We start from the raw sequence: 25,859 nt of genomic DNA on the forward strand, positions 1-25,859 counted from the left end.
CTTCCGATTCGGTTATCGAAAAGAAGAGGCACATAACAAATAGAGCATGAATTCTTCTCCCATCCAGACTTTAACTGTCGGTGCCGGATTCTCACCAGCTCCACCGCATCCGCAGGAAGGCAGCATTGGTGCCTTCCTGCGGATACGGGTCACGGACTTGCAGCAGGGCGCTGCTCACCGCCGGTGGGGAATTTCACCCCGCCCCGAAGAATTCAATTCGATTATTTGTCCTTTCCATAGTAGCATAGGATAAAAGAAGAAAACATCATTTCACCACCAGCGAAAGGAGAATTGTAAATGGCACATGCTGTAAAAGTGAAGGGCATTGGCGTTGACCCGGAAACCCGCTGCACCCATTACCATTCTGAAATCGACCGAATCGCCATTAAATTTTATTGTTGCCGCGAATATTATCCGTGCTTTGAATGCCACCAGGCTGTCGGCTGCGGCAATCCTCAAGTGTGGCCTAAAGAAGAGTTCAGCCAAAAAACGGTGCTTTGCGGCTCCTGTGGCTACGAGCTTACAACAGCACAATATTTGCAATGTGAATCAACGTGCCCAAATTGTTCAGCAGCATTTAATCCTGGCTGCAGCCTCCATAAACATCTTTATTTCGAATAAAAGAAAAGCACAAGGCAATTTACGCCTTGTGCTGTTTTTCAATTCTCATACTCATTACAATCTGTTCCCCGCTCGTACGCATGAAACGCCTGCCCGTATCTTCGAACCCGGCTTTTTCAAAAAGTCTCTTCGCCGGTTTATTCCTTGCATTCACTCCCAGAACGACTTCATTAAAATCAGGAAATTCAATACGAATAAAATCCTGCAGAGCGTATATCGAACCTGTTGCAATCCCGCGCCCCTGGAATTTTGGATTTACAGAAAAACCTCTCAATAATAAAGCGTCGGGATTATTGGAATATTTTTTCCTGTCCTCTGATTCATCCAGTTCGAGAAAACCCGCGGCTTCGCCTCTCGCATGAATAATGACAAGATGCTTCAGCGGATTCTCCACATCGCGCTTAATGATATCCTGCGGCATTCCAGAAAACTCCAATTGTTCTGTAGGCAGCTCATATTCAACAGAGATTTTCGGATTGTACAAGCTGAGGGAAACTTCCTTTTTCTTGATCATGATTTCTCCCCTTCTCTGTAGCATTGTGAATTGATGAAGTTACTCAGTTTTCTCCAATGTAACCGACACTATTTCCGGCAAGTTCAGAATACGCAAAGGAAAACCGCTGTTACCCAGACCGCGGCTCAAGACGAGCTGCGTCTCCCTGTTTTCAAAGATCCCCTCAGTCATTCGCGGGAACCAGCCTTGTCCAGGTGCAAATAAACCGCCCAGACCGGGGATCCTCACTTGCCCACCATGTGCGTGCCCGGAAAAAACAACATCAATTTCATTGTCCGCATATACAGCAATCTGTTCGGGGCGATGCGCAAGAAGCAAAGTGAAATCATCCGTCAGCGAAGCGGTGGCGATTGCATCTCTTGTGTATTCTTCATCACGGTAATACATATCCATCAAAGGATCATGGATGCCGGCAATCTGGAGAACTTCACCGTCCACTTCCCATTCCACTGCTTCATTTTCCAGATAAATGACACCACGCTCAACAAGAGCGGCCTTAATGTCCTCGAGTTTATTGACCGCCACTTCGTGGTTGCCGGTGACAAAATAGACGTCACTCATTTCAACTAACGCATCCACCAGTATGAGAGCAGTATCCAAATCGTACCTTTCACTGTCAATCAGGTCCCCGGTGATGAATATGGCGTCCGGCTCCGCTTTCTCCACTTTCTCAATCAATGATTTCTGATTGTTTCCGAACATTGCGTTATGCAAATCCGAAACTTGCACAATTTTTTTGCCATCAAAAGCCTCGGGCAGTTTTTCTGAAGAAATGGTATATTCTGTAGTTTGAATCCAGTTATTGCTCCCCCATATAAAAAGCCAGATCAAAGCTGCCGTAATTAAAAACACAATTAATTTTTTCATTTTATCAACCTACTATTCTATTTGAATCAAATCTATCGGCGTTATGATGCCTGTCAGCGTTTCATCTTTTCTGCCATTTCGTGTGATCAGCAGCGCTTCCAGCTTATGCCCTGATAAAACCGAGTTCTTGAATATTTCCTCAGCTTCATATACTGATGTATTTGACGCGATAAACCGGTAAGTGTTCCCGTTTCTCTCATATTTCAATATGTCATCCATTGTAGTTATTTCCCGGGAAATAGTTTCCTCTTCAACTGTAGCCGCGAGCCAGCGCATTATGCCGCTTGCTGTAAGTAAACCCATGAATTCCTCTTTATCATATATAGGAATGTGTTTGAATTTCTTATCTCTCACCTTACGTAATACTTCGCTCAAAGTGTCATTTGATTGGAAAGTATGAACTTCCCTGGCAAAGCTGGTTCCTACTGTGACCGGCTGCGACAACAGCTTTTCAATATGCTCAATCAATTCCACGATTTCTGTATGCGGCTCGGCGATAACATATTCAACCTCTGTCCGGTGATGGACGATCGCATTCCGCAAATCTCCGAATTCACGCAGTTCATCTTCATATTTCCTTATTGCCGCGTGTTCTTTCTTCGAAAGTTCAATCGCTTTAAAAAAGCTGATGTGGCCGTTTTGGCCGACCATGCCTTTCATAATCTTCTCGATTTTATTGAATGCAATTAAGAACCGTTCGGAATTCTGCTTATCCATTCTAATCCCCGCTTCCCCATACTGCTACTTCAATTTTCAAACGATCCGGATCTTCCATGAATACGGCATAAGTTTCGGCGCCACCGGCATATGGGTGGCGATCCTGATAGAGAATGCTTATACCTGATTGTCGCATTTTTGCTGTAATTGCGTCCACTTCCAAGGATGATGGTGCGTGAAAGGCTATATGATTCAGCCCGGCAGCTTTCCTGTGATAACCGGCTTCAAGATATTCGGGCGGGGTTTGGACAAAGACGATATACTCTTTGTCCTTCCGGTAGCTGAAGCCCTCACTCCAGTCCTGGAATTGATGATATCCAAGCAAAGGCAGTAAGCTGTCATAAAATTTCCTGGTAAGCTTAAGGTTCGAAACATTCAGTTCGATATGGTGAATCAAAGCCTCTCTCCTCCAATCATGTCTGTAAACAGAAATATGCCGCAGTCCAACTACATACGGAGCCACGGCACTTCCATTAAATTTTTGTAGATGCCGCTTTTCTGGATGAAATGTAAATTCCAAGTACAAGAAGCAGGGCGATTAACAGTACAGTCGTTCCTGCTGTCCACCAGAAGTCAGCCAGGTCCGGACCATTTTCAAACCAGGCCGCAGCATATGCAGTCAGCTTCAACGGAGAAACTGGCCAGTAAGCTCCCAGCAAACCATCCACCAACTGGCTGATGACGATAACACCAAGCGAAACTGCCGCGGCGAGACCCGCATTCGGCATTAACGCACTGGCGACAAGAACGACCGTGACTACGAGAAGAATCCAAAAACTATAAGTAAAGCCGAATCGGATAAGATCCATAAGGTCGATACTGCCAAACAGCAGGTATGTATAATAATAGCCTGCCAAAAATCCAAGCCAGACACTCAGCAGCGCAATAATAGACGCCATCATCCATTTACTCATAAAATATGCCTTGAACGATAAAGGGCGGGCGTATAATAAAGTCGCGGTTCCGCTCTTCCGCTCGCCAGCTATGGTCCCCATATACGCAAGCACTAAAACCAGAAGACCCAGGAGCTGATACTGCCCCATGATGGCAACCATCACCTGCTCGGGTTCAGGCACCGGAAATTCCATTATGGTGCCTTCCGGCAAATTCCCCACCGAATCCAGGATTTGAGGCAAAAAATAATTACTGACGGGTTCAGTGATCCCTAAAAGGATGAACACTGCCGGAATCCAGAATAATTTATAATTTCTCAGGTTTTCACGCCATTCTTTTTTCAGCAACACACCAAATTGATTCATCTCTTACCCGCCACCTTCAGGAATATTTCTTCCAGCGAAGCGCTCTGCCTGTCGATTCCCGCGATTCCGCTTTCCTCATTTGCCAAAACTGCAAGAACCTGCCGCATCGCGGGGCCTTCATCAGTTAAAGGAAGTGCAATAACATGCCTGTCTCTGATCATCGGCCATAACTTGCGGCTCTCAAACTGCATGGCGGCCTGTTCCGTTTCAAAACGAAGACGGATTCTCGGTTCAGCGTAACGTTTCTTCACTTCTGACAAGGACCCCTGCTCAACGAGTTTTCCTTCTTTCAGAAATAATAATTGGTCGGTCATTTCTTCCGCATCATTCAAAATATGTGTGGAGTATAGAATGGTCGTATCTTGCTGAAGCGATTTCAATAAATCCATAATTTCGCGTCGGCCCGCAGGATCCAGCGCTGACACCGGTTCATCCAGCAATAGTAATTTCGGCTGATGCACAATTGCCTGGGCCAATCCCAGCCGCTGCCGCATTCCACCTGAAAAGGTTCCGGTCTTTTTATTGACAGCTGAACCAAGTCCGACAAAATCCAATGTCCTCATCGATTGCTGCCGCACTTTTTTCCCGTCTACACCGCTGATCTGCGCCGCCATTTCAGTAAATTCCAACGCGCTTAACCAAGGGAAAAATTGTGGATACTGCGGCAAGAAGCCGACCCCCGATTTGAAATCCCGTTGAATCGAACCTTCCGATTCCTTCAATAGCCCCGCGATCATTGACAGCGTAGTCGTTTTTCCGGAACCATTCGGCCCAATTAATGCAGTAGCGGTTCTTTCTTCAAGCGCAAAAGAAACACGGTCCACCGCCAAATTACCGTTATAGGATTTTGTCAGTCCTTTCACTTCCAGCAAACTCAATAGTTCCGCCTCCCAACCACAAAGTATAAAATCGGACCGATGATGTTCACCACCACAATGATTACTCCCCACATCCATTTGGGTCCGTTCGTATAAGGAATCTTTATCAAGTCAATCAAAGCGAAGATCATTAACCCCAATTGAATGAGCAGTACCGGCAATAATAGCAGTAAAAGCTTGGATTCTTCCATTTTCGCAACCCCTTTTTTTGGCTGTTTACAAATTGTTCCTTGATACTAATATAGAACAAAGCTTACCTTATAGCCATATGTGCTTTAAATTTGCACTGCTTATAAGCACATAAAAAATAGCCTGCAGCAGAAAGCCGCAGACTGTTTTAGCCATTTCACCATTTAATGGTCTCCAATTTATTGAGCAGAACTTCTTTATCCTCTTCATCGATATTCCATAAGGCTATTTCGTTCTTAAGCAAACGCAATTTCCCGTAGCCTTTGACAAATCCGTTCAGCCTTGCCGCAAAAGTTGAATCGATGAGCAGTTCCGGTTTTGGGAACAGATCTTGTAATTGCTGCAGCGTATTCGGATATCGCTTCAAATAGTATTTTTGATGCCGCTCATCCGCCATTGTGAAATTCTCGTATTCTGCAATTTCCGTTTCAATCGCTTCACCGAGATTTCGCTCCATTTCCTTCCGGACTTTCTTTATCGCTTCTTTTTGCTGTCCACTCCGGTAGCGAAGCATTGATATATACTGGCGTCCTTTATAGTTTCCGCGGTTCGGGTAATGATTTTGCCAAAACTTCCTCAGAATTTCCTCATAGCTGATTATAGTGGGATCAAAATCAATCTCCACTGTTTCAGTGTGATCTCCCATATGACGATAGGTCGGCTTCGGAGAAGTGCCGCCCGCAAAGCCTACACGTGTCCTTAATACACCTTGCGTGCTGCCGAACATCGCTTCCGGCCCCCAAAAACACCCCATGCCGAATGTTGCGGTCTCAACCGTTACAGCTTGCGGATTATATTTTTTTATCATGTCTTCGACAGTCTGATAACCTTGAAACATATTCACCACTCCCTGTTTATTTTATTCCCCAAATACCACAACTTAAGCGGGCGATTTGAAAAGCGGCCAAATACAATGAATTGTAAAGGGACATCACACGACAAGACTTGAAGCATCCAATAAAATGGAGTTAATAAATATTTTTTCATGACAGGCTGCTGCTTCAAAAAAAGAAAGCGGGTGTTGAAAATGAAAAATAAGGAGAAGGACATCAGAGCTTATTTCAATAAGCTCGACAGAAGTTTTTTCATGGACAGATTCAAGGAAATGGCTTCCTTCGATGAAGCAATTCCAATCGGGCACGAACAAACTATATCCCAGCCTTCCCTCGTCCTCGAAATGACTCTTGCCCTTGAGCCCGAAACCGATTCCAGAGTGCTGGAGATAGGAACAGGTTCAGGATTTCAAACTTCTTTATTGGCTGAGTTCGCCTCCCAAGTCTACACGGTCGAACGGATTGAAGAACTGTATCATCGCGCAAAAGAGCGGCTTGATGAATCAGGTTTCAGTAATATCTCTTTTAAACTCGATGACGGCAGCATGGGATGGGAAGAAAATGCCCCTTATGACCGGATAATGGTGACCGCTGCGGCATCGGCAATCCCTGAAGAGCTGCTGAACCAATTGGCTTTCGGCGGTAAAATGATCATCCCGGTCGGTTCTTCCTTCAGTCAGGAATTAAAGCTGATTGAAAAAGATGAAAATGGCAAAATCCATTCCACCGTACTGAACCACGTCCGCTTTGTGCCGTTGAAGGGGAAGTATGAGTAGATAAGAAAAGCGGAAACGGCCGTTCAGCTCCGACAAGCGTAAGACGATTTGGCGAAGCGGCGTGTTTTCAGCCGCACAGCCAAAGTGGCTTACGACTCGAGGAGTTGGCCGTTGAAGTCTGGACAATACGAAAAGCGACTGTGCCCGTTAAGCTCTGACAAGCATAAGACAGACCACGTAGACAGTTGTATTGCTAATGCAAGCGGGCAGTTTAAAACCATGCTCCTGCATCGCTTCGCTGCTTCGTCGCAAAGACTTAGCCTCGCAAGCGTCGGCTAATGTCTTCGCAGCTGGGCTGGCTTATGACTCGAAGAGCTGGGCCACAGGAGTCTGGACACAGAAAAGCGGAAACGGCCGTTCAGCTCCGACAAGCTAAAAAGGATAAATAGCAAAAGCTGTACTCCGTCCATCTTTCACAGGGACTGGAGCACAGCTTCTTCTTTTCCGATCAATGGAACCTATATTAATTCGCGCTTTTTTTCTTTCGTTGATTTTCCTTTTTTGTCTGAAGCACCAGAAATAATCCGGTCAGTAAAAAAAGTCCGCCGCTTGCATTCCAGGCAATGTCATAAGGCAGGACATCCATGCCATAGCGGACTTGGTGGAAACCGAACACCTTATGGATGACAAAACCATCAAACAGCAAGTAAAGCCCTGAGCCCATCAGCGCAGAACCCACCCACCTTTTCGGCCAGACAGCATTTCTCCGGCGCAAACTGGAAAGCAGGAAAAGTCCAGTTACTGTCGCAATCCAAGCGAATAAATTCACCAAACCATCCGAAAAAACACCTGTCTTTTCATCGGCAAGATCATAAAAATGATTCCACTGCAGTAACTGATTAAATACAGTCCCGATGAAAAATGACATCATTCCGATTCCAAAGAGGAGTCCTGACCAAAAATTGCGGGGAGCGAATACTTCCCGGTTTCTTAAATTACCATAAGAAACCACTCGATCCGAATTGTTTTCCATTCCATCCCCCTCCCAGAATTTGAATTTCGAGAGACAGAACAGAACGGCTGCTGCAATTACATATTGAAAGTAGAACTATAAAACAAAAACTGAGGATAAATTCCATTATCCATTTTACTCAGGTTCTATTAAGCCTCTTAGGATAAAATACCCTCTATCGTTCTTTTCAAACAAATAAATACCAATTATGAAAGTTAATTACCATTCACATGACTAATTGAGGTTTATGGCAATACGTACAAAATTCAAATCCCTCTGCTGATTCAAGTGTCAGAACATAATCTCTTGCCGCAGTAAATTCCCTCTTATCTACAGGTGTATCCAGAAAGCCGCATTCATCACCCGCAAACCTTTGATCGTGTATCTTCTTATTTTTATGGTCTATAAAATAAGTAATAGTAAAAGCTCCTTTCTCTCCCTTAAACAGAAAAAACCGAAAAGAACCCATTATAGGGGCTCTTTCCGGCTCTGTTTCCAGCTCTATTGTCTGAAACATTTTACCAATGAATGTATGTGTTTTGTTAGTCCAGGGCTGGGCCCTGATGAATTATGGATAAAATATTAAATGGAAATGCTAGTTGTTTTCCAAGTAGTTTCACCTTACTATAGATACCTCTATGCGTAAAGGAAAGAGAGCTTTCATGCGATATGAAAACCTTCGATTTGTATTCGCTGAATAATCTGTTCTTCAGAAGTTTGATTTTCGTCAAAAGTGATTTTCACTTCTCCATCCTCAACATCGATCAAAGCTCTTTCGACTTCGGGAACATCCGCTAAAATCCCTTCCAGTGATTGTATCGGTTTTTCTGCTGTCGCCTCTTTAATGTAGATAGTCATTGTCTGCATCGAATCATCCTTCCATAACAGAATTATTTATAACCTCTTATCTTCGAGTTTTTTCAAATCATTACGATGTCCCATTACCACTAGAATATCTTCCATTGAAATAACATCATCTGGATGAGGAGCGATATTAACATCTTGCCCTCTCTTGATAGCGAGGGTAATACAATTGAATTTTGTCCGAATGTCCAGCTGCATCAGCGTTTTACCGGCAATTTTCTCTGTCGCCGCCAACTCCACGATACTATAGTCATCCGAAAGATCGATGTAATCGACGATTTTTTCCGAATCGACATGGTGAGCGACGCGGACGCCCATTTCATATTCCGGCTGGATAACACGGTCGGCACCGACCTTTTCAAGAATTTTTTTATGCTGAAGATCGCGGGCTTTCACCCATATTCTTTCCAATCCAATTTCCTTCAGCATCAGTGTACACAAAACACTTGCCTGCAGATCATCTCCAATAGCTACAATAGCCTGGTCAAAATTCCTGACTCCTAAAGCTTTCAGCTGGGACTTATCCGTCGCGTCGGCAACAGATGCCTGCGAAGCATATTCAGCCATGCTCTCAACTTTGTCAGGATCCATATCCAAAGCCATCACTTCATGGCCGAGTTTATATAATTCCCGGCACACACTGCTGCCAAACCTTCCCAATCCAACAACTACTATTTGCTTTTTTTTCACGGTCTCTCCTCATTTCCAATAAAAACTAAAATTCCATTTTCAGTTTGCCGTCTTCCAGAATCAGCTTAGCGCTGAACTTTTTGCCGTTTTTTGATACGAAGCCTTTCATTACAGGCGTCTTCCCTTTTGTGCATAAGTATTCAATCGTTTTTGCTGTCAGCCTTTTCTTCAGGAATGTTGACGGAAATGACTGCTTGCAGCCATTGGCATACTCGGTACAGCTGAAGAATCCTCTGCTGGAGACGATGCTCCCTTTTTTGCAGCGCGGACATAAAGCGATCGCATCTTTGCTGTTGGCCATTTCCACACGGTCCGGCAAGCCATTTGTCTGCAGCTGAGAAGGAACATCTGTCAGCAGCTTTTCAATGAACTTTCCGATTGTGGCCAGAAATACTTCCGGCGACCCCTCTCCGCGTCCGATCTTTTTCAGGTAACTTTCCCATTTAGCAGTCATGGACGGGCTCGATAATAAATTCCCTTCAATGGCCTGACATAAAATCCGTCCCTTTTCAGTAACAGATACAATGTTTTTCTTTATTTGGATGTATTCATGCCGTTTAATAGTTTCAATAATATTGCTGCGCGTCGCCTCTGTACCCAGTCCTTCCACTTCTTTCAGTATTTCACTGTCTTCGGCGTCTTCAGCGAATTTACCGCAAGTCTTCATCATCGCGATCAATTGCCCTTCTGTATATGGTTTCGGAGGTGTCGTCATGCCTTCTTTTACCGCAACTTTGGCCGCCACTTTCTCCTGTTCGCGAAGTTCGGGCAGCGCTGGGTCTGATTTGCTGTCCTTCGCAACAGGAAACAGTTCCTTCCAGCCTTTATCAATTTCCGTTTTTCCTGTTGTGAAAAAATGCAGACCTTTGACATCGGTTGTCACTTTCGTCTCCGCATAGCGGTAATCCCTATGGAACATCGCAAGCGTTGTCCGCAGCACTTCTTCATATAAATTCCGTTCGTCCCGGGCCAGCCCTTCCAGCTTTCTTGCTGTGGGTATGCTTTTTGTCGGGATAATGGCATAATGCTCCTGCACTTTTGCGTTATCCACGAAACGTTTTTTGGGGGCCCTTGACGCAACCGGAAATTCTGCGCCAATCAATTTCTGGTAGGTTTCCACCTGCTTCGCCAAATAACTGAATTCCGCGTTCGTAATATGCTGGGTGTCTGTACGCGGATAGCTCACCAGCTTCTTTTCATACAGAGTCTGCATCACGGACAGCACTTTCGCCGGACTGTATTTCCACTTTCTGTTTGCCGCGGCTTGAAGCGTTGACAATGAATGCAGCTGCGGCGCCGGCTGTCGTTTTTCAGCAGTCTTGACCTGCAGCACTGTCCCTTCTTCTTTCGGATCAATGGCATGTTTTGCGAGAAGATCTTCCGCTTCCTGCCGAACTTTCGCTTTAATCTTCGCCTTGCCTTTGTATTTCCCTTTTTCCGCCTGGAAGTCACCTTCGACTTCATAAAAAGGTTCCGGCACAAATGCCTCGATTTCTTTCTCGCGCTGATAAATCAGATAGACCGTCGGCGTCTGCACCCTGCCGATAGCGAACACTTCGCGGATCCCTTTTTCCTGAAGGAGAAGTGAATATAAACGGGAACCGTTCATGCCGACCAGCCAGTCGCTGATTTGACGTGCCCTCGCTTCCTGGTACAGCAGCAAATCCTGCTTATTATCGCGCAGCTGCTGGAAACCCTTTCTCACTTCATCTGCCTCCAGCGAATTGATCCACAGCCGTTTGATGTTTTTTCCTCTTACGCCTGTATGATAATAGATGCTGTAGAAAATATTCGACCCTTCCCTGTCTACATCGCAGGCATTAATGACCGTATCGGTCTGCTGGATCAATTTCTTGATGATATTGAATTGCTGGTATTTGCCGCGCGCCACTTGGAATTGATAATCCCCCGGCAATATAGGAAGAGCAGCGAGTGACCACTTCCCCCATTTCGGATCGTACGCTTTCGGCTCCTTCAACTCCACCAGATGGCCAATTCCCCAAGTGATATAAGCGCCTTCCGGAAATATGGCGTCCGGCATGATTTCCAAAAAACCTTCCCTTTTAGCTGTTTTGAAGGCTTCCGCATAAGCTTTGGCCTGGCTTGGCTTTTCAGCCACTATCACTGGTTTCATCAATTTCTTCCTTCCATAAACTTTCTTTTCCTTTATTGTACCCTGCCGGTCAATATTTCATAACCAATAGACATCGGGCGAATGTGTAGATTACAGCTGGAAGCGGTATAATAATAAAAAAGAGGAGGCATTGCCATGACTGGAAAATCCGCATTGATCGCAGGAGCAACCGGACTTACCGGCAGTAAGCTGGTGGAGGTCCTGCTGAATCGTCCTGAATATGATAGAGTAACCGTTCTTGTCCGCCGTCCATTGGAGCTGGAGCATCCGAAACTGGAACAAATCCAGGTCGATTATTATAGACTAGAAGATTATAAAAAGCACTTTCAAGTGGACGATGTATTTTGCTGTTTGGGTACCACTATTAAAAAGGCAGGTTCACAAAAAGCGTTTCGAAGAGTCGATTACGATTATCCTGTGGCACTTGCGGAGCTGGCGAAATCAGCCGGCGCAAAAAAATTCCTCGTCATTTCCGCAATTGGCGCAGACTCACGCTCAAATATTTTCTATAACCGGGTGAAAGGCCAAATGGAAGACGGCCTGAAGAAGTTGGATTTGTCCGCGCTGCATATTTTCCGCCCGTCTCTTTTGCTTGGTGACCGGAAAGAATTCAGGCTCGGCGAAAAAGCCGCCAGTCTGGTCTCTCCTTTCATCAGCCCTATTCTGCGCGGCGGCATGAAAAAATACAAGCCGATACAGGCGGAGCAAGTTGCACAGGCAATGTATGCTGCAGCGCAGAGTGAAAGTGGCGGCGTCCATATACATCCATCTGATGAAATTGCCGAACTGGCTGGACAATAATCTTTCAAAACAAAAGCGGAGCCGGCAATCGGCTCCGCTTTCTTTACGGTCATTCTGTTATAAATAAATCACTCTGTACGGCGGGTAGTTTGAGTCGCCAGCGTATCCCAGAATGAAATATCGGCATTTTCAATCGAACCGTCAGCAATTGCACGCACAGCCGCATCAAGTGTGGTAATTGTTTGCTTGATCAAATAGCCATTGCTCTTTTGCCCAAGAACATATGGCTCGTATTCATGGTCAGACATGCCGCGCATTTCAAACAACAGCGTCGATATGCCGTATTCCACTGCAATGCCGTTTCGGCTGATCGTTTCCGCGTTGCCGCCATTGTATTTGCCGAGATGTCCCCAGCCCGTCGAATCCACCGCGTCAAAAACGACTGCACCAAGTTGTTTGGATTTCAGCAGTACATCTTCATCGACATTCGGGGTAGTCGGATACAGGATCGATCCTGAAACCAATTCGCCATCGCGTTCACTTTGCGTGCCTTGGTGATGCAAGTCTATCATATAATCGATGTCGTACTTCTGCATAACATTATAGTGAAGTGCCTGAGTTTCCGGCTGGATTTTATTGACGTGGTCACGGTTCAAATCCACTTCATTCGCGTTGTAGCGGGTCAGGTTCCGGTCGCCTTTAGCTACATAATCTTCAAGTGAGAAATTCACATCACCCATTGCACCGTCAGCGTTCAGCATCGGTACAATCAGCACGTTGACGCCATCCGTTACACCTTTCATCTTGCCTGTACCCATGTGTTTGACGAATTCGAGGGCGCCTTCAGTCGTCAACTGTTCATTGCCGTGCTGCTGCGTCAGAAACAGGATTGTCGGATTTTCCGGATTTGTCATATATTTAACTAGATAGAGGTCACGGCCTTTTACACTTTGCCCAATGACTTCCAATTCCATGTTTGCCTGCTTTGCGTCCTGCTCTTTTAGGAAATCTGCCATTTCATCATAAGTGGTCAAAATTGAAGTGTTGATTGTTTCATTGCCGCCGTATCCTGGACCTTCACCTACTGCGAGTGCTGTCGGCAAAGCCAGTGGCGATGCGCTGAAAACCAATGCGCCTGCAACAGAAAGACTTAACATGCTTTTCTTCATTCCCATCTTCTTCATCAAATGATCGGCTCCTTTTGTGTTTGATTTTTCACCTTAACTCCAAGCGATAATTTCTTTTCCTATACTTGAGCGTCCTCCTTCCCCCTTAAGCGTTTCGTTACCCTAAATAGATTCCTTAAGTCTTTTGGGAATTCCTTTCTTAATTTTAAAAAGAGGTAAATTGTTCCATAAATAAATATTATTAAGAGATATTGTACCTATTTCTATATGATCCATTTTTCATCCATACAGCAATAAAAGAAGCCACCAGCTCTTTTCACTGGTGGCTTGCATCCTTTATTCGGCTGCGGAAATATCCGCTGCCAGTTCGACTTCCACATTGCCTTTGATGGCGCGTGTGATCATGCAGGAACTTTCCGCTTTCTCGGCAAGCTTCCCTGCCATCGAGAAATCTTTTTCAGAAGCGTCCTTTTTCAACACCAGCTTCGGCCGGTGAATGATTTTTTTATACGTGATGACGCCGTTGGTGACATCCACAACCCCTTCCGATTCCATCGTCAACGCTTCTTTTTCGATTTTACTGCGCTCAAGCATCGCAGCAAGCGTGATAATATAACAAGTCGCCGCAGCACCGAGCAGCATTTCATCCGGGTTTGTCCCGGTTCCCGGGCCATCCATTTCGGGTGGAATCGATATCTCCGTCTTCAAATTGCCCGTTTCAATTGTTCCTACATCATTGCGCAGACCTGGCCAATCCGCTTTTACATGAAAACTGTGAACAGCCATCCAATCTCCTCCATTAAACTCGTTTACCATCTGTTTCCGCCTTTCATTGCGCAGCTCCGCAATGAAATCGGCAATTTCCAGTGTGGACAGATATGGTTAAACTCTATAAGATTTGGGATAGATGCGCAATTATTTAGAAAATGAGGGAATGCATAATGGAATTTTCAAAGCGTTTGCAGCAATTACCGGAACAATTCTTTTCTTCACTGGCGGCACAGACAGCAAAAGCTTTGGCTGAAGGACGCGACGTCATAAATCTGGGCCAAGGAAATCCTGATCAGCCAACGCCTGCACATATCATCAAAGCCATGCAGGAAGCTGTCGCTGATCCGAAGAATCATAAATATTCACCGTTCCGGGGGATAAAGGAGATGCGTCAGGCCGCTGCTGATTTCTATAAACGCGAGTATGATGTCGATATCGATCCTGACCTTGAAGTTGCCTTGCTGGCCGGTACGAAAATCGGACTTGTAGAGCTGCCGCTCGCATTCCTGGATCCAGGCGAATCACTCCTCCTGCCTGATCCGGGCTACCCGGATTACATGTCCGGCGCCCCTTTGGCAGGAATCGATATGGATTTGATGACATTGAAACCTGAGAACGGCTATCTGCCTGATTACAGCGAACTGGAACAAAAAACGCTCGACCGGGCTTCGATGATGTACCTGAATTATCCTAATAACCCGACCGGCGCAGTCGCCACCAAAGAATTTTTCGACGACACCGTTCAATTTGCGAAAACCAACGGCATTGCTGTCGTCCATGATTTTGCATACGGCGCCATCGGTTATGAAGGCATAAAGCCGCCAAGCTTCCTGCAGTCTGAAGGAGCCAAGGATATTGGAATCGAGATGTATACTTTATCGAAGACCTATAATATGGCCGGTTGGCGGATTGGTTTCGCCGTTGGCAACTCGAAAATGATTGAAGCGCTGAATCTGATTCAGGATCATCTATTCGCAGGACTGTCGCCTGCCTTGCAGCATGCTGCAGCCGAAGCGTTGACCGGAGATCAGTCCTGCGTCACAGAACTCGTTGACACTTATGAAAAACGCCGGCAGGTGCTGATTGAGGAATGTGCCCGCATCGGCTGGGAAATCGAAGCGCCGAAAGGCTCTTTCTTTGCCTGGCTGCCGGTGCCTAAAGGATTCACAAGCATTGAATTCGTCAATTACCTGCTGAAGCATGCGGATATTTCCGTTGCGGCAGGAAGTGGATTCGGCGGAAGCGGCGAAGGATTTGTGCGTGTCGGCCTGCTGGTGGATGAAGAGCGAATTGCGGAAGCGATCAGAAGGATTGAAAAGTTGGACCTTTTCTGAAGCTAATAGAAAAGTGCTGATGTAAAATGGCATTCGAATCGATTAATTCAGTTAGTATAAGAATTAAGGTGTCTTTTGATTGTTTTGCTTCACTTGTCACCAAGTTTATGTTAGCTTGGAATGAACTACAGATAACGAAAATCAGATTATTAAAATAATTATATCTAAGCGCAGTGTATTCCAGACAATAGTGCTGGCAATAACGCCGAAAAGGACTGTCTGTTCTTTTTGGCGTTTTTTTTACCATGAAGATGTTTTTTTCTTCACAGTCAGTTATGAAAGGAGCCCTTCCATTGACCAACCAGCAGAATGTGAAAACCCTTGTCGCCAAATACGCAGAACAATTTCTGGAGGATCATTTCGGAGAAAAACCGGGGAAAACAACTGTGATTCTTCAACCGCCATTCCTTCTTATCCACTTGCAGGAATTTCTCTTGCCTGCTGAAAAAATATTTGTGGAGCGCCAGGAATTGGACCGGGTGCTTGAAACCCGGGATCTGATGATCAGCTCTTTGAAACAGGACATGCTAAATGGACTCAGAGCTTATATTGATCAACCGTTGTCAGATTTGTATGCAGATTGGAATTTAAAGAAAAAGAGCGGATTGCTGTTTATTCCCTTTGAAAAAGACCATTTGCCTGAAGAATTGCCATGGCCTGAAGCTGTGGATCAGGAAACCTTGAAGGAAATCGTCATCTTAAACAGTATTCGGACTCAGAAAAAGCCGGAACAAACAAATTTCTATTGGCTGAGCGACAAAATCCTGCTGATTGAGCGTATCGGCATTCTTGTAGAAATTGAAAAAAAGCTTGTTCAGAATGGCGTCATCGAAGAACTGCGTTTAGCCAAACGTCCAATGGAACAACGGATTACCAGTCTGTTCAATCTCGAATCTTTGCTGGATGGACAGGTTCAGGACTTATTTGTGGATTGGAACTTCCATAAGGATGTCAGTTATATGGTTCTCCTGCTTGAAAAGCAGGCTTAAACATCATCTGCCTTTAAAGGGAATACCAGCTTTTACTGTGCTGAAAAGGAGCTGCTCGATATGCCTAAAGAACGAACCGTCCAATCAGAAACCAGTGGTTATATATCTACCTTATTGCGCAATCACTTTGGCAAAGGCCCCACTTCTGTCTATGTCACTATTGCCAGACCTTACATCACCATCCATTTTCGAGGATTCATCAATCCTGTTGAAAAGACGCTGCTCAAGCAAAACGAGTGGAAACGCGTCCTGGAAACGAGAGATCTGCTGTTGAATGATCTGAAGCCAAAGATCCTCCATGAGCTTTTGCAAGTGACAGGATTGGAGTTTAAAGAACTGTATGCTGATTGGAATCTTTCCATGGAATCCGGATTATTACTGGGAATCATGGATGAAAAACCGAAACAGTCAGAGTTCGATTGGCAAAATGGACTGGATAAAGAAAGCTTTTATCAAAAAATTGAGAAGGTCCATGAAGAAGCGGAACGTAAACCCGGACGGGTAGAAAGCTATTGGCTCAGTAACCGGACGCTGCTGGTGAAACGAGTAGGGATTCTGGTCGGGATTGAGAAGGCTTTGATAGAAGAAGGATATACGGAAACCTTAAAATTAGTCAAACGCCCGCTTGAACGAACTTTGCTTGAAAATGTAGGTTTAGAAAAAGTGCTGAAGCGCAATATACTTGAAACATTTCTGGATTGGAATTTCGGGGAGGATATGGGTTATATCATTTTTGTCCTGGACTCAGATTCGGGCAGCCGAAAATGACTATTGCAACACAAAAAGCGCTGTTTACTGCAGCGCTTTTTCAAATCAGGAAACTACATATTTTTTAATTCCTAAATAAGCCTCTTCCAATAGAAACGCCGCAATACGCTCGATGTCCGGATTGAATACGCGGTCTTCGTCGATCGGACCGGCTACTTTCCGGATTGCCCCGAGGCGCTCTGCTGTTCTTGGCGACATTCTGTCCGCTCCGCGATATTCGGCTGCCTGAGCCGCACAGAACGCTTCAATTGCAAGTACGCGTCGGGCGTTTTCTGTGATGTCGCTCGCATGTCGCGACCCGATCGTGCCCATGCTGACATGATCCTCCTGATTGGCGGAAGATGGAATCGAATCTACTGATGCGGGATGTGCCAAGGTTTTATTTTCCGACACAAGACTTGCCGCAGCATATTGCAGAATCATCGCTCCCGATTGCAGACCCGGTTCAGGACTGAGGAATGCAGGCAGTCCTTCGTTCAATGCCGGATTGACAAGACGCTCAATGCGCCGTTCAGAAATGTTCGCGAGTTCAGCCACTGCAACTTTCAGGAAATCCATCGCAAAAGCGATGGGCTGCCCGTGGAAGTTGCCTCCTGAAATCACCACTTCGCCGTCTTCAAAAATCAGTGGATTATCAGTTGCCGCATTCATTTCGATTTCCAGTTTCTCTTTTACGTACGCCAAAGTTTGCCAGCTGGCACCGTGGACTTGCGGAATACAGCGCAGTGAATAGGCGTCCTGGACGCGTTTTTCTCCCTGTACCGTTGAAAGGCGGCTGCCGTCAAGCCACCAGCGCATGCGCTCGGCAACTGCCATTTGTTCTTTATAGCCGCGCGCCTTGTGTACCGCCGGATGAAACGCATCCATGACGCCGAATAAGGATTCAAAAGTCATTGCAGCGATCCACTCACTTTGAAGTGCCAGTGTTTCCGCTTCAATATATGTGACGACTCCCTGAGCCGTCATGGTCTGGGTGCCATTGATCAGTGCAAGCCCTTCTTTCGCCTGCAATTCCACAGGAGACAGGCCTTTTTCCTGCCAAACTGATGAAGCGTCTGCCGGTTCGCCGTCTTTCCAGTATTCGCCTTCCCCAATCAGCACCAATGCCAGATGTGAAAGCGGAGCCAAATCACCGGAAGCTCCCAGTGAACCTTGCTGTGGAATGACCGGATGAATCTTTTCATTGACCATCATCGCCAGTCGTTCAGCGACAATCGGACGGATTCCGGAGAAACCTTTCAATAACGCATTCAAGCGCAGCACGACCATGGCGCGTGAAACCGCTTCCGAAAAAGGGCTGCCGATGCCACATGCATGTGAGCGGATCAAATGGAGCTGCAACGGGTTTACATCTTCTTCCGATATGCTGACATCGCTGAATTTCCCGAAACCTGTATTGATGCCGTAAACGGTCTTTTTCTCCGCTACAATCCGTTCAACCGCTGCCCGGCTGTTACGGACGCGCTCCATTGCCTCTTCGTCCAATTTGATCTTCTCATTCTCAAACAGGATTCTGCGCAATTGTTCAATCGTTAAATCGTTCCCTGTTAATGTAATCATTCGTTTCCCATCCCTTCGAAAAAAGATGCGATAGCAGCCGCTATCGCATCTTGAGTTACCCTCAGTATAAATTTCAGCTAACCAAAGCTCAAGTATTAATTACCATATTTTAACAAGATACAGTGGTAACGTATCAGTGCGTTAAAGGATCAGATAGGCGATTGGCGTAACGAAAACCAAAGTTAAAATAACACGCTGTATCCAAATGACAACCAATTTGGGAATGGAAAGCGGAATATCCGTCGCTACGATACAAGGGACCAACGCCGAGAAAAAGATGATGGATGAAACCGAAACCACCGCAATGACGAATTTCACCAATAGAGCGGCTTCTGCCACGAATAACGCAGGCAGGAACATCTCTGCAATGCCGAGTGCGCTGGCTTTGGCAACAAGCATCGGTTCAGGCAATTGGAGCGCCCATGTAAATGGATAGAAAAGATAGCCAATCCAGTCGAATACCGGAGTAAATTCAGCCAGCACCAGCCCTAAAAGACCGATCGACAGGATTGTCGGCAAAATGGCCATTGTCATCAAAAAGCCGTCTTTGAGATTTTGAACGACATTATCTGCGAGCCGCGGCGCTTGTCCAACTGTTTCTTTCGCTTCTTTCCAAGCAGCAGTAAAGCGATTACCCTCTGCTTTTTGTTCAGGCTGCGGAGTCGCATCCGGATGGTAATCGTCCTTTATTTTTGATAACGGCCAGATTCTGACGGTCACCATTGTTACCAGGAACGTCACGACTAGAGTAACCCAGAAATATGTCAGCCACATATCCATAATATCCAGCGTTGATGCGACAACAACCATGAAAGTGGCGGAAACAGTTGAAAAGCCGGTTGCAATGATGGCCGCTTCCTTCGCTGAATATTTCCCTTCTTTATAAACACGGTTTGTGATCAGCAACCCTAATGAATAGCTGCCGACAAACGACGCTGCTGCATCAATTGCAGAACGCCCCGGTGTCTTGAAGAGTGGACGCATGATCGGCTGCAGCAAAACACCGATGAATTCAAGCAGGCCGTAACCGACCAATAATGCCAGGAACACCGCACCAATCGGCACCAATAAGCCGACCGGAATAACCAGTGCATTGAAAAGGAACGGCCCCATATCAGGGTCAAACAGCCAGGCGGGACCGATACTGAAAACGATCATCACGCCGACCAGCAAGCCGACCACTTTAAAGATGGAGAATACTTTATCAACACCGCTCTTTTTCCAGGTTCCTGATGCAAATGGATAAACCGCGCCTGCAGCAATTATAGCAAGTGCATAATAAGGCAGAACGCCACTGACATTAGCGCGCAGAAAAGTAACGATGTGATCCAGCATGATCGAGTTCTTTTCACCGATTGTCACAGGTACAAAAAACATGAACGCGCCAATAAAACTGTAAACGAAGAATTTCCACATCCCCGTATTGCTTTTCACTTTCGGAAGATCGTTTTCTTTAACCCCTTTTGTGACCATTTTCCCCATCCCCTTTTATTGGATTAAGTAAGTTGAATCAATAATCTAATGTAGTCGATATTCCGCAAAACAGCTGCGCTTTCCTGGGGGCTCGAGCTGAACTAACTCGGGCTAAACGCCCGAGTGGATTTCAGCACTGCGCTTGCTCCCCTGGGAGTCTTCGCTGTTTTGCTCCATATCTTTAGAGACTTCCCTCAGCGCCGGCGCGCCTCCGGACTGGTCGGAGCAATAAGACGAGTGTCCTTCTCGGCTTATTGCGGGAGACTTGTCCAAAGCGCCGAAGCGGTATATAAAAGCTATTTCAACTTGTAGAACTTCTCATTGCAACTCCGGTCATAAACTGCAGCCACGCATACACCCCTGTTTTGACTGTGGCTGCCACATGATCATCTTTTTGCGGATCCAGGCAGACAAAATCGATATGTCGCACTTTCTCCGTTTTTCCTATCTCCAATAAAGCTTCAAATAACTCTTCTGATTTCATTCCGCCCGGCGTCGAAGCAGGGACCCCCGGAGCCACACTGATGTCGAGCACATCCATGTCGATCGTGGCGTAGATGCGGTCCACATGGTCAAGAGCTTCCACTGCTTTGCGGATTGTTTCAGTCAAACCTGCCTTTCTCGCTTCCCGCATCGTCACCATCCTGATGCCGTTTTGATCCGCGTATTCAACCAGGTCTTTCGTATTGAAATAGCCGTGCAGACCGATGTTCACGACATCTTCACCCTTAACCGTTTCACCATCGATCAGTTGGCGGATTGGCGTACCGTTGGCTGGCCCCAATTCCTTGGGGTCGCGCACATCGAGATGCGTATCGAGCTGCAGAATGCCGATCCGTTCACCGGAAAAGGCTTTTTTCACCCCTCTGACAGCGCAGGCCGTCGTCGAGTGGTCGCCGCCGATCATGCAGGTCAATTTGCTGTCGGCCAAACCTTCCACCGATTCTTCAATGCGCCGGTGCGATTCTTTGATGTTCGTCGTGTGCATGGCGACGTCACCCGCATCACGCACTGAAATTTTTGTCAGATCGATTCGTTCGTCCAGATTGTAGGCGGCATAGCCTTTCCACATTTTACGGAAAGCTTCGGGATATTCCGAAGCCGCTGAAGCGGAGATGGACGAACGCGAGAGCGGCGCGCCGAAAAGGACGACATCCGCTTCCCCTTCCTGTTTCACCCAATGATGCACATGAGTCACTCTGTCCGCTGGCTGCCATGCCCATTCCGGTCTTTTCAAATAACTCATCCGACCACCTTCTCGCCATTTTTCCAAACCGATTCAACATGATTCACGCCGAATAAATACTGCAGCTCCTGATACGATTTCACTTTCCATAAAACAACATCCGCCTGTTTGCCGACTTCAATCGATCCGGCCCGGTTTTCACGCTTGATGGCACAGGCGGCATTATACGTCGCAGCCACCAAAGCTTCCGCAGGCGTCAGGCGCATCGAGATGCAGGCCAGGTTCATGACCAGCGGCATGGAGACGGTCGGCGAGGATCCAGGATTGCAGTCCGTCGATATCGCAACCGCCACTCCCGAATCGATCATTTTCCGCCCCTGTGCCGCTTCCTCGCGGAGATAAAGAGCTGTCGCAGGCAGCAGGCAAGCGATGACGCCGGCATCGGCCATCGCCTTAATGCCTTCATCGGAAGCTTTCAACAGATGCTCCGCTGAAATGGCGCCGACTTTTGCAGCCAGTTCCGCTCCGCCGTAAGAGACGATTTCATCAGCGTGGATTTTTGGCGTCAGGCCGTACTTTTTGCCAGCTTCCAGAATGCGCTCAGACTGTTCCGGCGTATAGACATTCTTTTCGCAGAACACGTCATTGAATTCTGCCAAGTCCGCAACTTCCGGCAGCATTGTTTCTATTAAATAATCGACGAACTCATCTTCTTTTCCTTTGTATTCGGACGGCACCGCATGCGCGCCCATGAACGTCGGCACCAGATCAATCGGGTGCTCCGCGTTCAATCGTTTCATGACCTTCAATTGCTTCAGCTCGGTTTCCAGGTTCATACCGTAGCCGCTTTTGCCTTCAACCGTTGTCACGCCGTGTTCAAGGAAAGAATCGAGCCGTTTCGTCGTCTGCGCAATCAATTCCTCTTCCGTCGCTTCGCGGGTCATGCGCATCGTGGCATGGATTCCGCCGCCGGCATTCATGATATCCATATAGGAAACGCCCTGCAGCCGTTTTTCAAATTCGCCTTCGCGGCTTCCGCCGTACGCGACGTGCGTATGCGGATCGACCAGCCCCGGCGTCACCAATTGCCCTTTGGCATCGATGACCTCAGCCTCCGATGAGCGGGCTGTGTATTGCTCTTCCAGCTCAGCTGTTGTGCCGACTGCCGCTATTTTTCCGTCTTCCAGCCAGATGCTGCCATCTTCGATCAATCCCAATTCGCTCATCGCTTCTTTAGATCTTGGGCCCTGCTGGCCTTTGATGGTTGCAAGCTGTGCATGTTTAATCCAAACCGCTTTAGTCATTTTTGGGGTTTCCACCTTTCATCATCGGAATGTTAACGCCTTTTTCACGCGCTGTTTTCTCTGCGATTTCGTAGCCGGCATCGACGTGGCGCGCTACACCCATTCCCGGATCTGTCGTCAATACTCTTTCCAGACGCGCTTCGGCATCTTTCGTGCCATCCGCAACTATGACCATACCCGAGTGTATGGAGTAGCCCATGCCGACACCGCCGCCGTGATGAAGCGAAACCCATGTCGCGCCGCCGACCGCGTTGACCATGGCGTTAAGAATCGGCCAGTCAGCAACAACATCCGAGCCATCTTTCATCGATTCGGTTTCGCGGTTCGGCGATGCCACGGAACCGGAATCCAAGTGGTCGCGCCCGATAACGATCGGAGCGCTCAACTCGCCGCTCGCCACCATATCGTTGATGATCTTTCCGAAGCGGGCGCGTTCGCCGTACCCGAGCCAGCAGATCCGCGCAGGCAATCCCTGAAACTGGATTTTTTCCTGCGCCATCTTGATCCAATTGCAAAGATGCGTGTTGTAGCTGAATTCACGTAAAATCACTTCATCCGTCTTGCGGATGTCTTCCGGATCGCCGGATAGCGCCACCCAGCGGAATGGACCTTTGCCTTCACAGAATTGCGGACGGATATAAGCCGGTACAAATCCAGGGAAATCAAACGCATTTTCGACGCCTTCGTCTTTTGCCACCTGGCGGATATTATTGCCGTAATCAAACGTAATGGCGCCTTTTTCTTTCATTTCCAGCATTGAACGAACATGCTGCGCCATCGACGCTTTCGACAGCTTCACGTATGCCGCCGGATCCGATTCGCGGAGCGCTGCGGCATCTTCTAATGACATCTTCGACGGAATATAGCCGTTCAATGGATCATGCGCCGAAGTCTGATCCGTTAGGACATCCGGTGTAAAGCCCCTGTCGATCATTTCCGGCAATACATCCGCAGCATTGCCCAGCAAGCCGATGGATAACGCGCGCCCTTCCTGTTTCGCTTCTTCAGCCAAGCGGATCGCTTCGTCGAGTGAATCTGTTTTTACGTCTGTATAGCGTGTGGCGATGCGGCGATCGATGCGGGTCTCATCCACTTCAATGCCGATGCAGACACCGCCGGCCATCGTAACCGCCAACGGCTGTGCGCCGCCCATGCCGCCGAGTCCGGCAGTCAGCGTAATTGTCCCTTTCAGCGACTCGCCGAAATGCTGTTTCGCAAGTTCCGCAAACGTTTCATACGTCCCTTGCACGATGCCCTGCGAACCGATGTAGATCCAGCTGCCGGCTGTCATCTGGCCATACATCATCAACCCTTTCTTATCGAGTTCATGGAACGTTTCCCAATTTGCGTAAGCCGGAACAATATTCGAGTTGGCAATCAACACTCGCGGCGCATTTTCATGCGTCTTGAAAATAGCGACCGGTTTGCCGGACTGCACCATCAGCGTTTCATCGTTCTCCAGTTCTTTCAGCGACAGGACAATGGCGTCAAAACTTTCCCAGTTTCTTGCGGCCTTACCGATTCCGCCGTAAACAACCAAGTCTTCCGGGCGTTCCGCCACATCGGGATCCAGATTATTCATCAGCATACGCAATGCCGCTTCCTGCTGCCATCCTTTTGTATTAAGCTTTGTGCCTGTATATTGCATTACTTTTTGTTCTGAAATCGTTTTCATTTCGAGTTCCTCCTTTGTGTATATTTTCATTCTATATGAATTATTCAGTTAATTATTTATAATTTATTTCATTTATTTAGTTTTGTTTACTTTAATTTCGAATAAAACAGTCGATTTTAGAATTATTTTTCAAACTACTTTATTTTCATGAATTTTAAACAAATTTTAAACGGCCTTCCGAAGAAAGCCGCTCAATCCACCAAATGAAGTTCTCCCTGCCGATATTGGGAAGGAGTCAATTTTTCACGTTTCTTATAGACTGCACTGAAATAAGAAGCATTGCCGAAGCCGCTGAGCCGAGCCACTTCATCGAGCGGTATATCCGTCTCTTTCATGAGCCGGTTGGCTTCACGTATGCGGATCTGCATCAGCAGGTCGCTGAACTTCCGGCCGCTCTGCTTTTGGAATCTGCGGCTTAATGTGCTCTTATTCATCCGCAGCTGTTCAGCACAGGCCGATAAATTCCAATCCGGATTCCAGTAATTCGCTTCCATGAGCGCACGGATTTCTTCCGAAGCGGGGGATTCTCCGCTTTCCGCATGCTTCACTGCTGCGGACACCACATTCACAATAAAGTTCAATGTGGATTGCGCGATCTTATAGACTACGGGATCTTTGACGATCACTTCGAATATTTCATGATAGCGCTGCTCCCATTGCTCATCCTGCAAATGGACGGACTTCATATATCGGCGCGCCTGGGCCAGCACACTCGTCAGCCGGACGCGTATCATTTCCGGATCGGGATATGGACGCGAATAGTAAAGAAATTCATGCTGCATCCAGGCATGGATGGCCCGTGTGTCTTTCCTCTCCAGCATTTCAATCCATTCGCGCTGCTCAACCGGCGTCAAAAATGGGTCCAGCGGCTGCCAGCCAATGGGTTCATATTCAATGACAGTAATATCATAGCCTTCATAAAAGATCAGTGAAGTCATATCCCTTGTTCCCTGATAATAGTCTTTCAGCCGCAGCTGGCGGTTGGCATTGACGAAAATCGACAGGTCCTCCCGGCTCTCCCGTTTCCAGGATTCATAAAACATCCGGCTTTCTTCGATGCAGGCCTGCTCATCATCCGTCAGAAACGCAGCTAAAACAAAATCGGAAAAAGCGAAGATTTCCGCTCCTTTATGAAAAGGATAATTTTTCAGCTGCTTGCTCAACAGCGGATAGCCCGCTTTATCCGGCAACACGAATGCAGCAAACGTCACAGCTGGGGTCAGAACTTCAGCATCAAAGAAATCTTCGTATCTGAGAAGCGTCTGTTTCAAGCTTCCTTCACTTGTTTTTTCATTGCGAAGCTGGAAGCGAATCTGCTGCAGCTGCTTTATGAGAAGCAGTGGATCGAATGGCCGAAACAGCAAATCGGCCGCTTTCCCTTTTAAAGCCCGGTAAGCCGTCATGAATGTGCGATCGGATGACAAACCGACCCACGGAATATTGCGCTGGGTGAGTTCCTTTTCCAGATCATCGGTCCACATATCCATATCAACCACAAGGCAGTCGGCAGGAGCATCCTTTGAAAATGAGACGGAGACCCCGTTCATATGCGACTCCATCACCCACTTCAATCCTTGGGCTTCCAGCTCGTTCTGAGAAATCACCGCAATTTCCATAAAGACTCCCCTTTCCTTCGA

The 25,859-nt window shown here is 47.0% G+C and carries 27 protein-coding genes and 1 riboswitch; of the genes, 6 read left to right on the top strand and 21 right to left on the bottom strand.

The features are described from left to right. Positions 1-47 precede the first annotated feature (47 nt). Positions 48-215: riboswitch (FMN riboswitch) on the bottom strand. 82 nt (positions 216-297) lie between these two features. Beyond that, a complete protein-coding gene (locus tag D2910_RS05240) occupies positions 298-621 on the top strand; it encodes a CHY zinc finger protein (RefSeq protein ID WP_101801608.1) in 324 nt (107 codons plus the stop codon). Positions 622-640: 19 nt separating this feature from the next. Here D2910_RS05240 and D2910_RS05245 read toward each other — a convergent pair whose 3' ends face one another. From D2910_RS05245 to msrA, 8 genes are all read right to left on the bottom strand, one after another. Then, positions 641-1,135, bottom strand: a complete 495-nt coding sequence (locus D2910_RS05245) for a GNAT family N-acetyltransferase (protein WP_117312638.1) — start codon at positions 1,133-1,135, stop codon at positions 641-643. 39 nt (positions 1,136-1,174) lie between these two features. Continuing rightward, complete coding sequence (locus D2910_RS05250) at positions 1,175-2,002, bottom strand: metallophosphoesterase (RefSeq protein WP_117312639.1); 828 nt, start codon at positions 2,000-2,002, stop codon at positions 1,175-1,177. Positions 2,003-2,014: 12 nt separating this feature from the next. Then, complete coding sequence (locus D2910_RS05255; protein WP_117312640.1) at positions 2,015-2,719, bottom strand: CBS domain-containing protein; 705 nt, start codon at positions 2,717-2,719, stop codon at positions 2,015-2,017. Position 2,720: 1 nt separating this feature from the next. Further along, the gene (locus D2910_RS05260) at positions 2,721-3,116 is read right to left on the bottom strand and encodes a VOC family protein (protein ID WP_101801612.1); all 396 of its coding nucleotides are present in this window, start codon (positions 3,114-3,116) and stop codon (positions 2,721-2,723) included. Between the two features lie 76 nt (positions 3,117-3,192). Then, positions 3,193-3,978, bottom strand: a complete 786-nt coding sequence (locus D2910_RS05265; protein WP_117312641.1) for an ABC transporter permease — start codon at positions 3,976-3,978, stop codon at positions 3,193-3,195. Then, positions 3,975-4,856, bottom strand: a complete 882-nt coding sequence (locus tag D2910_RS05270) for an ABC transporter ATP-binding protein (protein WP_117312642.1) — start codon at positions 4,854-4,856, stop codon at positions 3,975-3,977. The genes D2910_RS05265 and D2910_RS05270 overlap by 4 nt, the downstream gene beginning before the upstream one ends. Continuing rightward, positions 4,853-5,047 (bottom strand): PLDc N-terminal domain-containing protein, encoded by a 195-nt coding sequence (locus D2910_RS05275; RefSeq protein WP_084243956.1) that lies wholly within the window; start codon positions 5,045-5,047, stop codon positions 4,853-4,855. Before D2910_RS05275 ends, D2910_RS05270 begins: the two co-directional genes overlap by 4 nt. A 155-nt stretch (positions 5,048-5,202) precedes the next feature. After that, positions 5,203-5,883: a peptide-methionine (S)-S-oxide reductase MsrA gene (gene msrA / locus D2910_RS05280; RefSeq protein ID WP_084243955.1), complete on the bottom strand. Its 681-nt coding sequence runs from the start codon at positions 5,881-5,883 to the stop codon at positions 5,203-5,205. Between the two features lie 189 nt (positions 5,884-6,072). Between msrA and D2910_RS05285 the strand changes: the two genes are divergently transcribed. Next, positions 6,073-6,654, top strand: coding sequence for a protein-L-isoaspartate(D-aspartate) O-methyltransferase (locus D2910_RS05285; RefSeq protein WP_117312643.1), 582 nt, complete (start codon positions 6,073-6,075; stop codon positions 6,652-6,654). A gap of 463 nt (positions 6,655-7,117) precedes the next feature. Here D2910_RS05285 and D2910_RS05290 read toward each other — a convergent pair whose 3' ends face one another. From D2910_RS05290 to D2910_RS05310, 5 genes are all read right to left on the bottom strand, one after another. Beyond that, the gene (locus D2910_RS05290) at positions 7,118-7,627 is read right to left on the bottom strand and encodes a DUF2243 domain-containing protein (RefSeq protein WP_101801618.1); all 510 of its coding nucleotides are present in this window, start codon (positions 7,625-7,627) and stop codon (positions 7,118-7,120) included. 205 nt (positions 7,628-7,832) lie between these two features. Beyond that, positions 7,833-8,075 carry a hypothetical protein gene (locus D2910_RS05295; RefSeq protein ID WP_117312644.1) on the bottom strand — a complete coding sequence of 81 codons (243 nt, stop codon included), beginning with the start codon at positions 8,073-8,075 and terminating at the stop codon, positions 7,833-7,835. Positions 8,076-8,266: 191 nt separating this feature from the next. Beyond that, the gene (locus D2910_RS05300) at positions 8,267-8,473 is read right to left on the bottom strand and encodes a heavy-metal-associated domain-containing protein (RefSeq protein ID WP_117312645.1); all 207 of its coding nucleotides are present in this window, start codon (positions 8,471-8,473) and stop codon (positions 8,267-8,269) included. Positions 8,474-8,500: 27 nt separating this feature from the next. Next, positions 8,501-9,160, bottom strand: coding sequence for a potassium channel family protein (locus D2910_RS05305; RefSeq protein ID WP_233208535.1), 660 nt, complete (start codon positions 9,158-9,160; stop codon positions 8,501-8,503). 25 nt (positions 9,161-9,185) lie between these two features. Continuing rightward, positions 9,186-11,294: a type IA DNA topoisomerase gene (locus D2910_RS05310; protein WP_117312646.1), complete on the bottom strand. Its 2,109-nt coding sequence runs from the start codon at positions 11,292-11,294 to the stop codon at positions 9,186-9,188. Positions 11,295-11,429: 135 nt separating this feature from the next. Here D2910_RS05310 and D2910_RS05315 point away from each other — a divergent pair, with 135 nt between their 5' ends. Next, a complete protein-coding gene (locus tag D2910_RS05315; protein ID WP_117312647.1) occupies positions 11,430-12,095 on the top strand; it encodes an oxidoreductase in 666 nt (221 codons plus the stop codon). Positions 12,096-12,163: 68 nt separating this feature from the next. On the opposite strand, the gene D2910_RS05320 is transcribed toward D2910_RS05315, so the two are convergent. After that, the gene (locus D2910_RS05320; protein WP_117313048.1) at positions 12,164-13,204 is read right to left on the bottom strand and encodes a M14 family zinc carboxypeptidase; all 1,041 of its coding nucleotides are present in this window, start codon (positions 13,202-13,204) and stop codon (positions 12,164-12,166) included. 294 nt (positions 13,205-13,498) lie between these two features. Beyond that, the gene (locus D2910_RS05325; protein ID WP_117312648.1) at positions 13,499-13,948 is read right to left on the bottom strand and encodes an OsmC family protein; all 450 of its coding nucleotides are present in this window, start codon (positions 13,946-13,948) and stop codon (positions 13,499-13,501) included. Positions 13,949-14,103: 155 nt separating this feature from the next. Here D2910_RS05325 and D2910_RS05330 point away from each other — a divergent pair, with 155 nt between their 5' ends. The 3 genes from D2910_RS05330 (at position 14,104) to D2910_RS05340 (ending at position 17,024) form a co-directional block, all read left to right on the top strand. Next, positions 14,104-15,267: a pyridoxal phosphate-dependent aminotransferase gene (locus D2910_RS05330; protein WP_117312649.1), complete on the top strand. Its 1,164-nt coding sequence runs from the start codon at positions 14,104-14,106 to the stop codon at positions 15,265-15,267. 293 nt (positions 15,268-15,560) lie between these two features. After that, on the top strand, positions 15,561-16,256 hold the full coding sequence (locus D2910_RS05335) for a Na-translocating system protein MpsC family protein (RefSeq protein ID WP_165850138.1): 696 nt from the start codon (positions 15,561-15,563) through the stop codon (positions 16,254-16,256). Between the two features lie 60 nt (positions 16,257-16,316). Next, positions 16,317-17,024: a Na-translocating system protein MpsC family protein gene (locus D2910_RS05340; protein WP_117312651.1), complete on the top strand. Its 708-nt coding sequence runs from the start codon at positions 16,317-16,319 to the stop codon at positions 17,022-17,024. A 45-nt stretch (positions 17,025-17,069) separates the two neighbouring features. Here the strand turns inward: D2910_RS05340 and hutH are convergent, their stop codons facing one another. From hutH to D2910_RS05370, 6 genes are all read right to left on the bottom strand, one after another. Further along, complete coding sequence (hutH, locus tag D2910_RS05345; protein ID WP_117312652.1) at positions 17,070-18,584, bottom strand: histidine ammonia-lyase; 1,515 nt, start codon at positions 18,582-18,584, stop codon at positions 17,070-17,072. Positions 18,585-18,725: 141 nt separating this feature from the next. After that, positions 18,726-20,066, bottom strand: coding sequence for a YjiH family protein (locus D2910_RS05350; protein WP_117312653.1), 1,341 nt, complete (start codon positions 20,064-20,066; stop codon positions 18,726-18,728). Positions 20,067-20,358: 292 nt separating this feature from the next. Continuing rightward, a complete protein-coding gene (locus D2910_RS05355; protein WP_117312654.1) occupies positions 20,359-21,303 on the bottom strand; it encodes an agmatinase family protein in 945 nt (314 codons plus the stop codon). Beyond that, the gene (gene hutI / locus D2910_RS05360; protein WP_117312655.1) at positions 21,300-22,547 is read right to left on the bottom strand and encodes an imidazolonepropionase; all 1,248 of its coding nucleotides are present in this window, start codon (positions 22,545-22,547) and stop codon (positions 21,300-21,302) included. The genes D2910_RS05355 and hutI overlap by 4 nt, the downstream gene beginning before the upstream one ends. After that, positions 22,540-24,222 carry a urocanate hydratase gene (gene hutU / locus D2910_RS05365; protein ID WP_117312656.1) on the bottom strand — a complete coding sequence of 561 codons (1,683 nt, stop codon included), beginning with the start codon at positions 24,220-24,222 and terminating at the stop codon, positions 22,540-22,542. The genes hutI and hutU overlap by 8 nt, the downstream gene beginning before the upstream one ends. A gap of 191 nt (positions 24,223-24,413) precedes the next feature. Then, on the bottom strand, positions 24,414-25,838 hold the full coding sequence (locus tag D2910_RS05370; protein WP_117312657.1) for a response regulator transcription factor: 1,425 nt from the start codon (positions 25,836-25,838) through the stop codon (positions 24,414-24,416). Positions 25,839-25,859: the final 21 nt, after the last annotated feature.

This window comes from Planomicrobium okeanokoites, from assembly GCF_003428875.1.
Classification (GTDB): domain Bacteria; phylum Bacillota; class Bacilli; order Bacillales_A; family Planococcaceae; genus Planococcus; species Planococcus okeanokoites.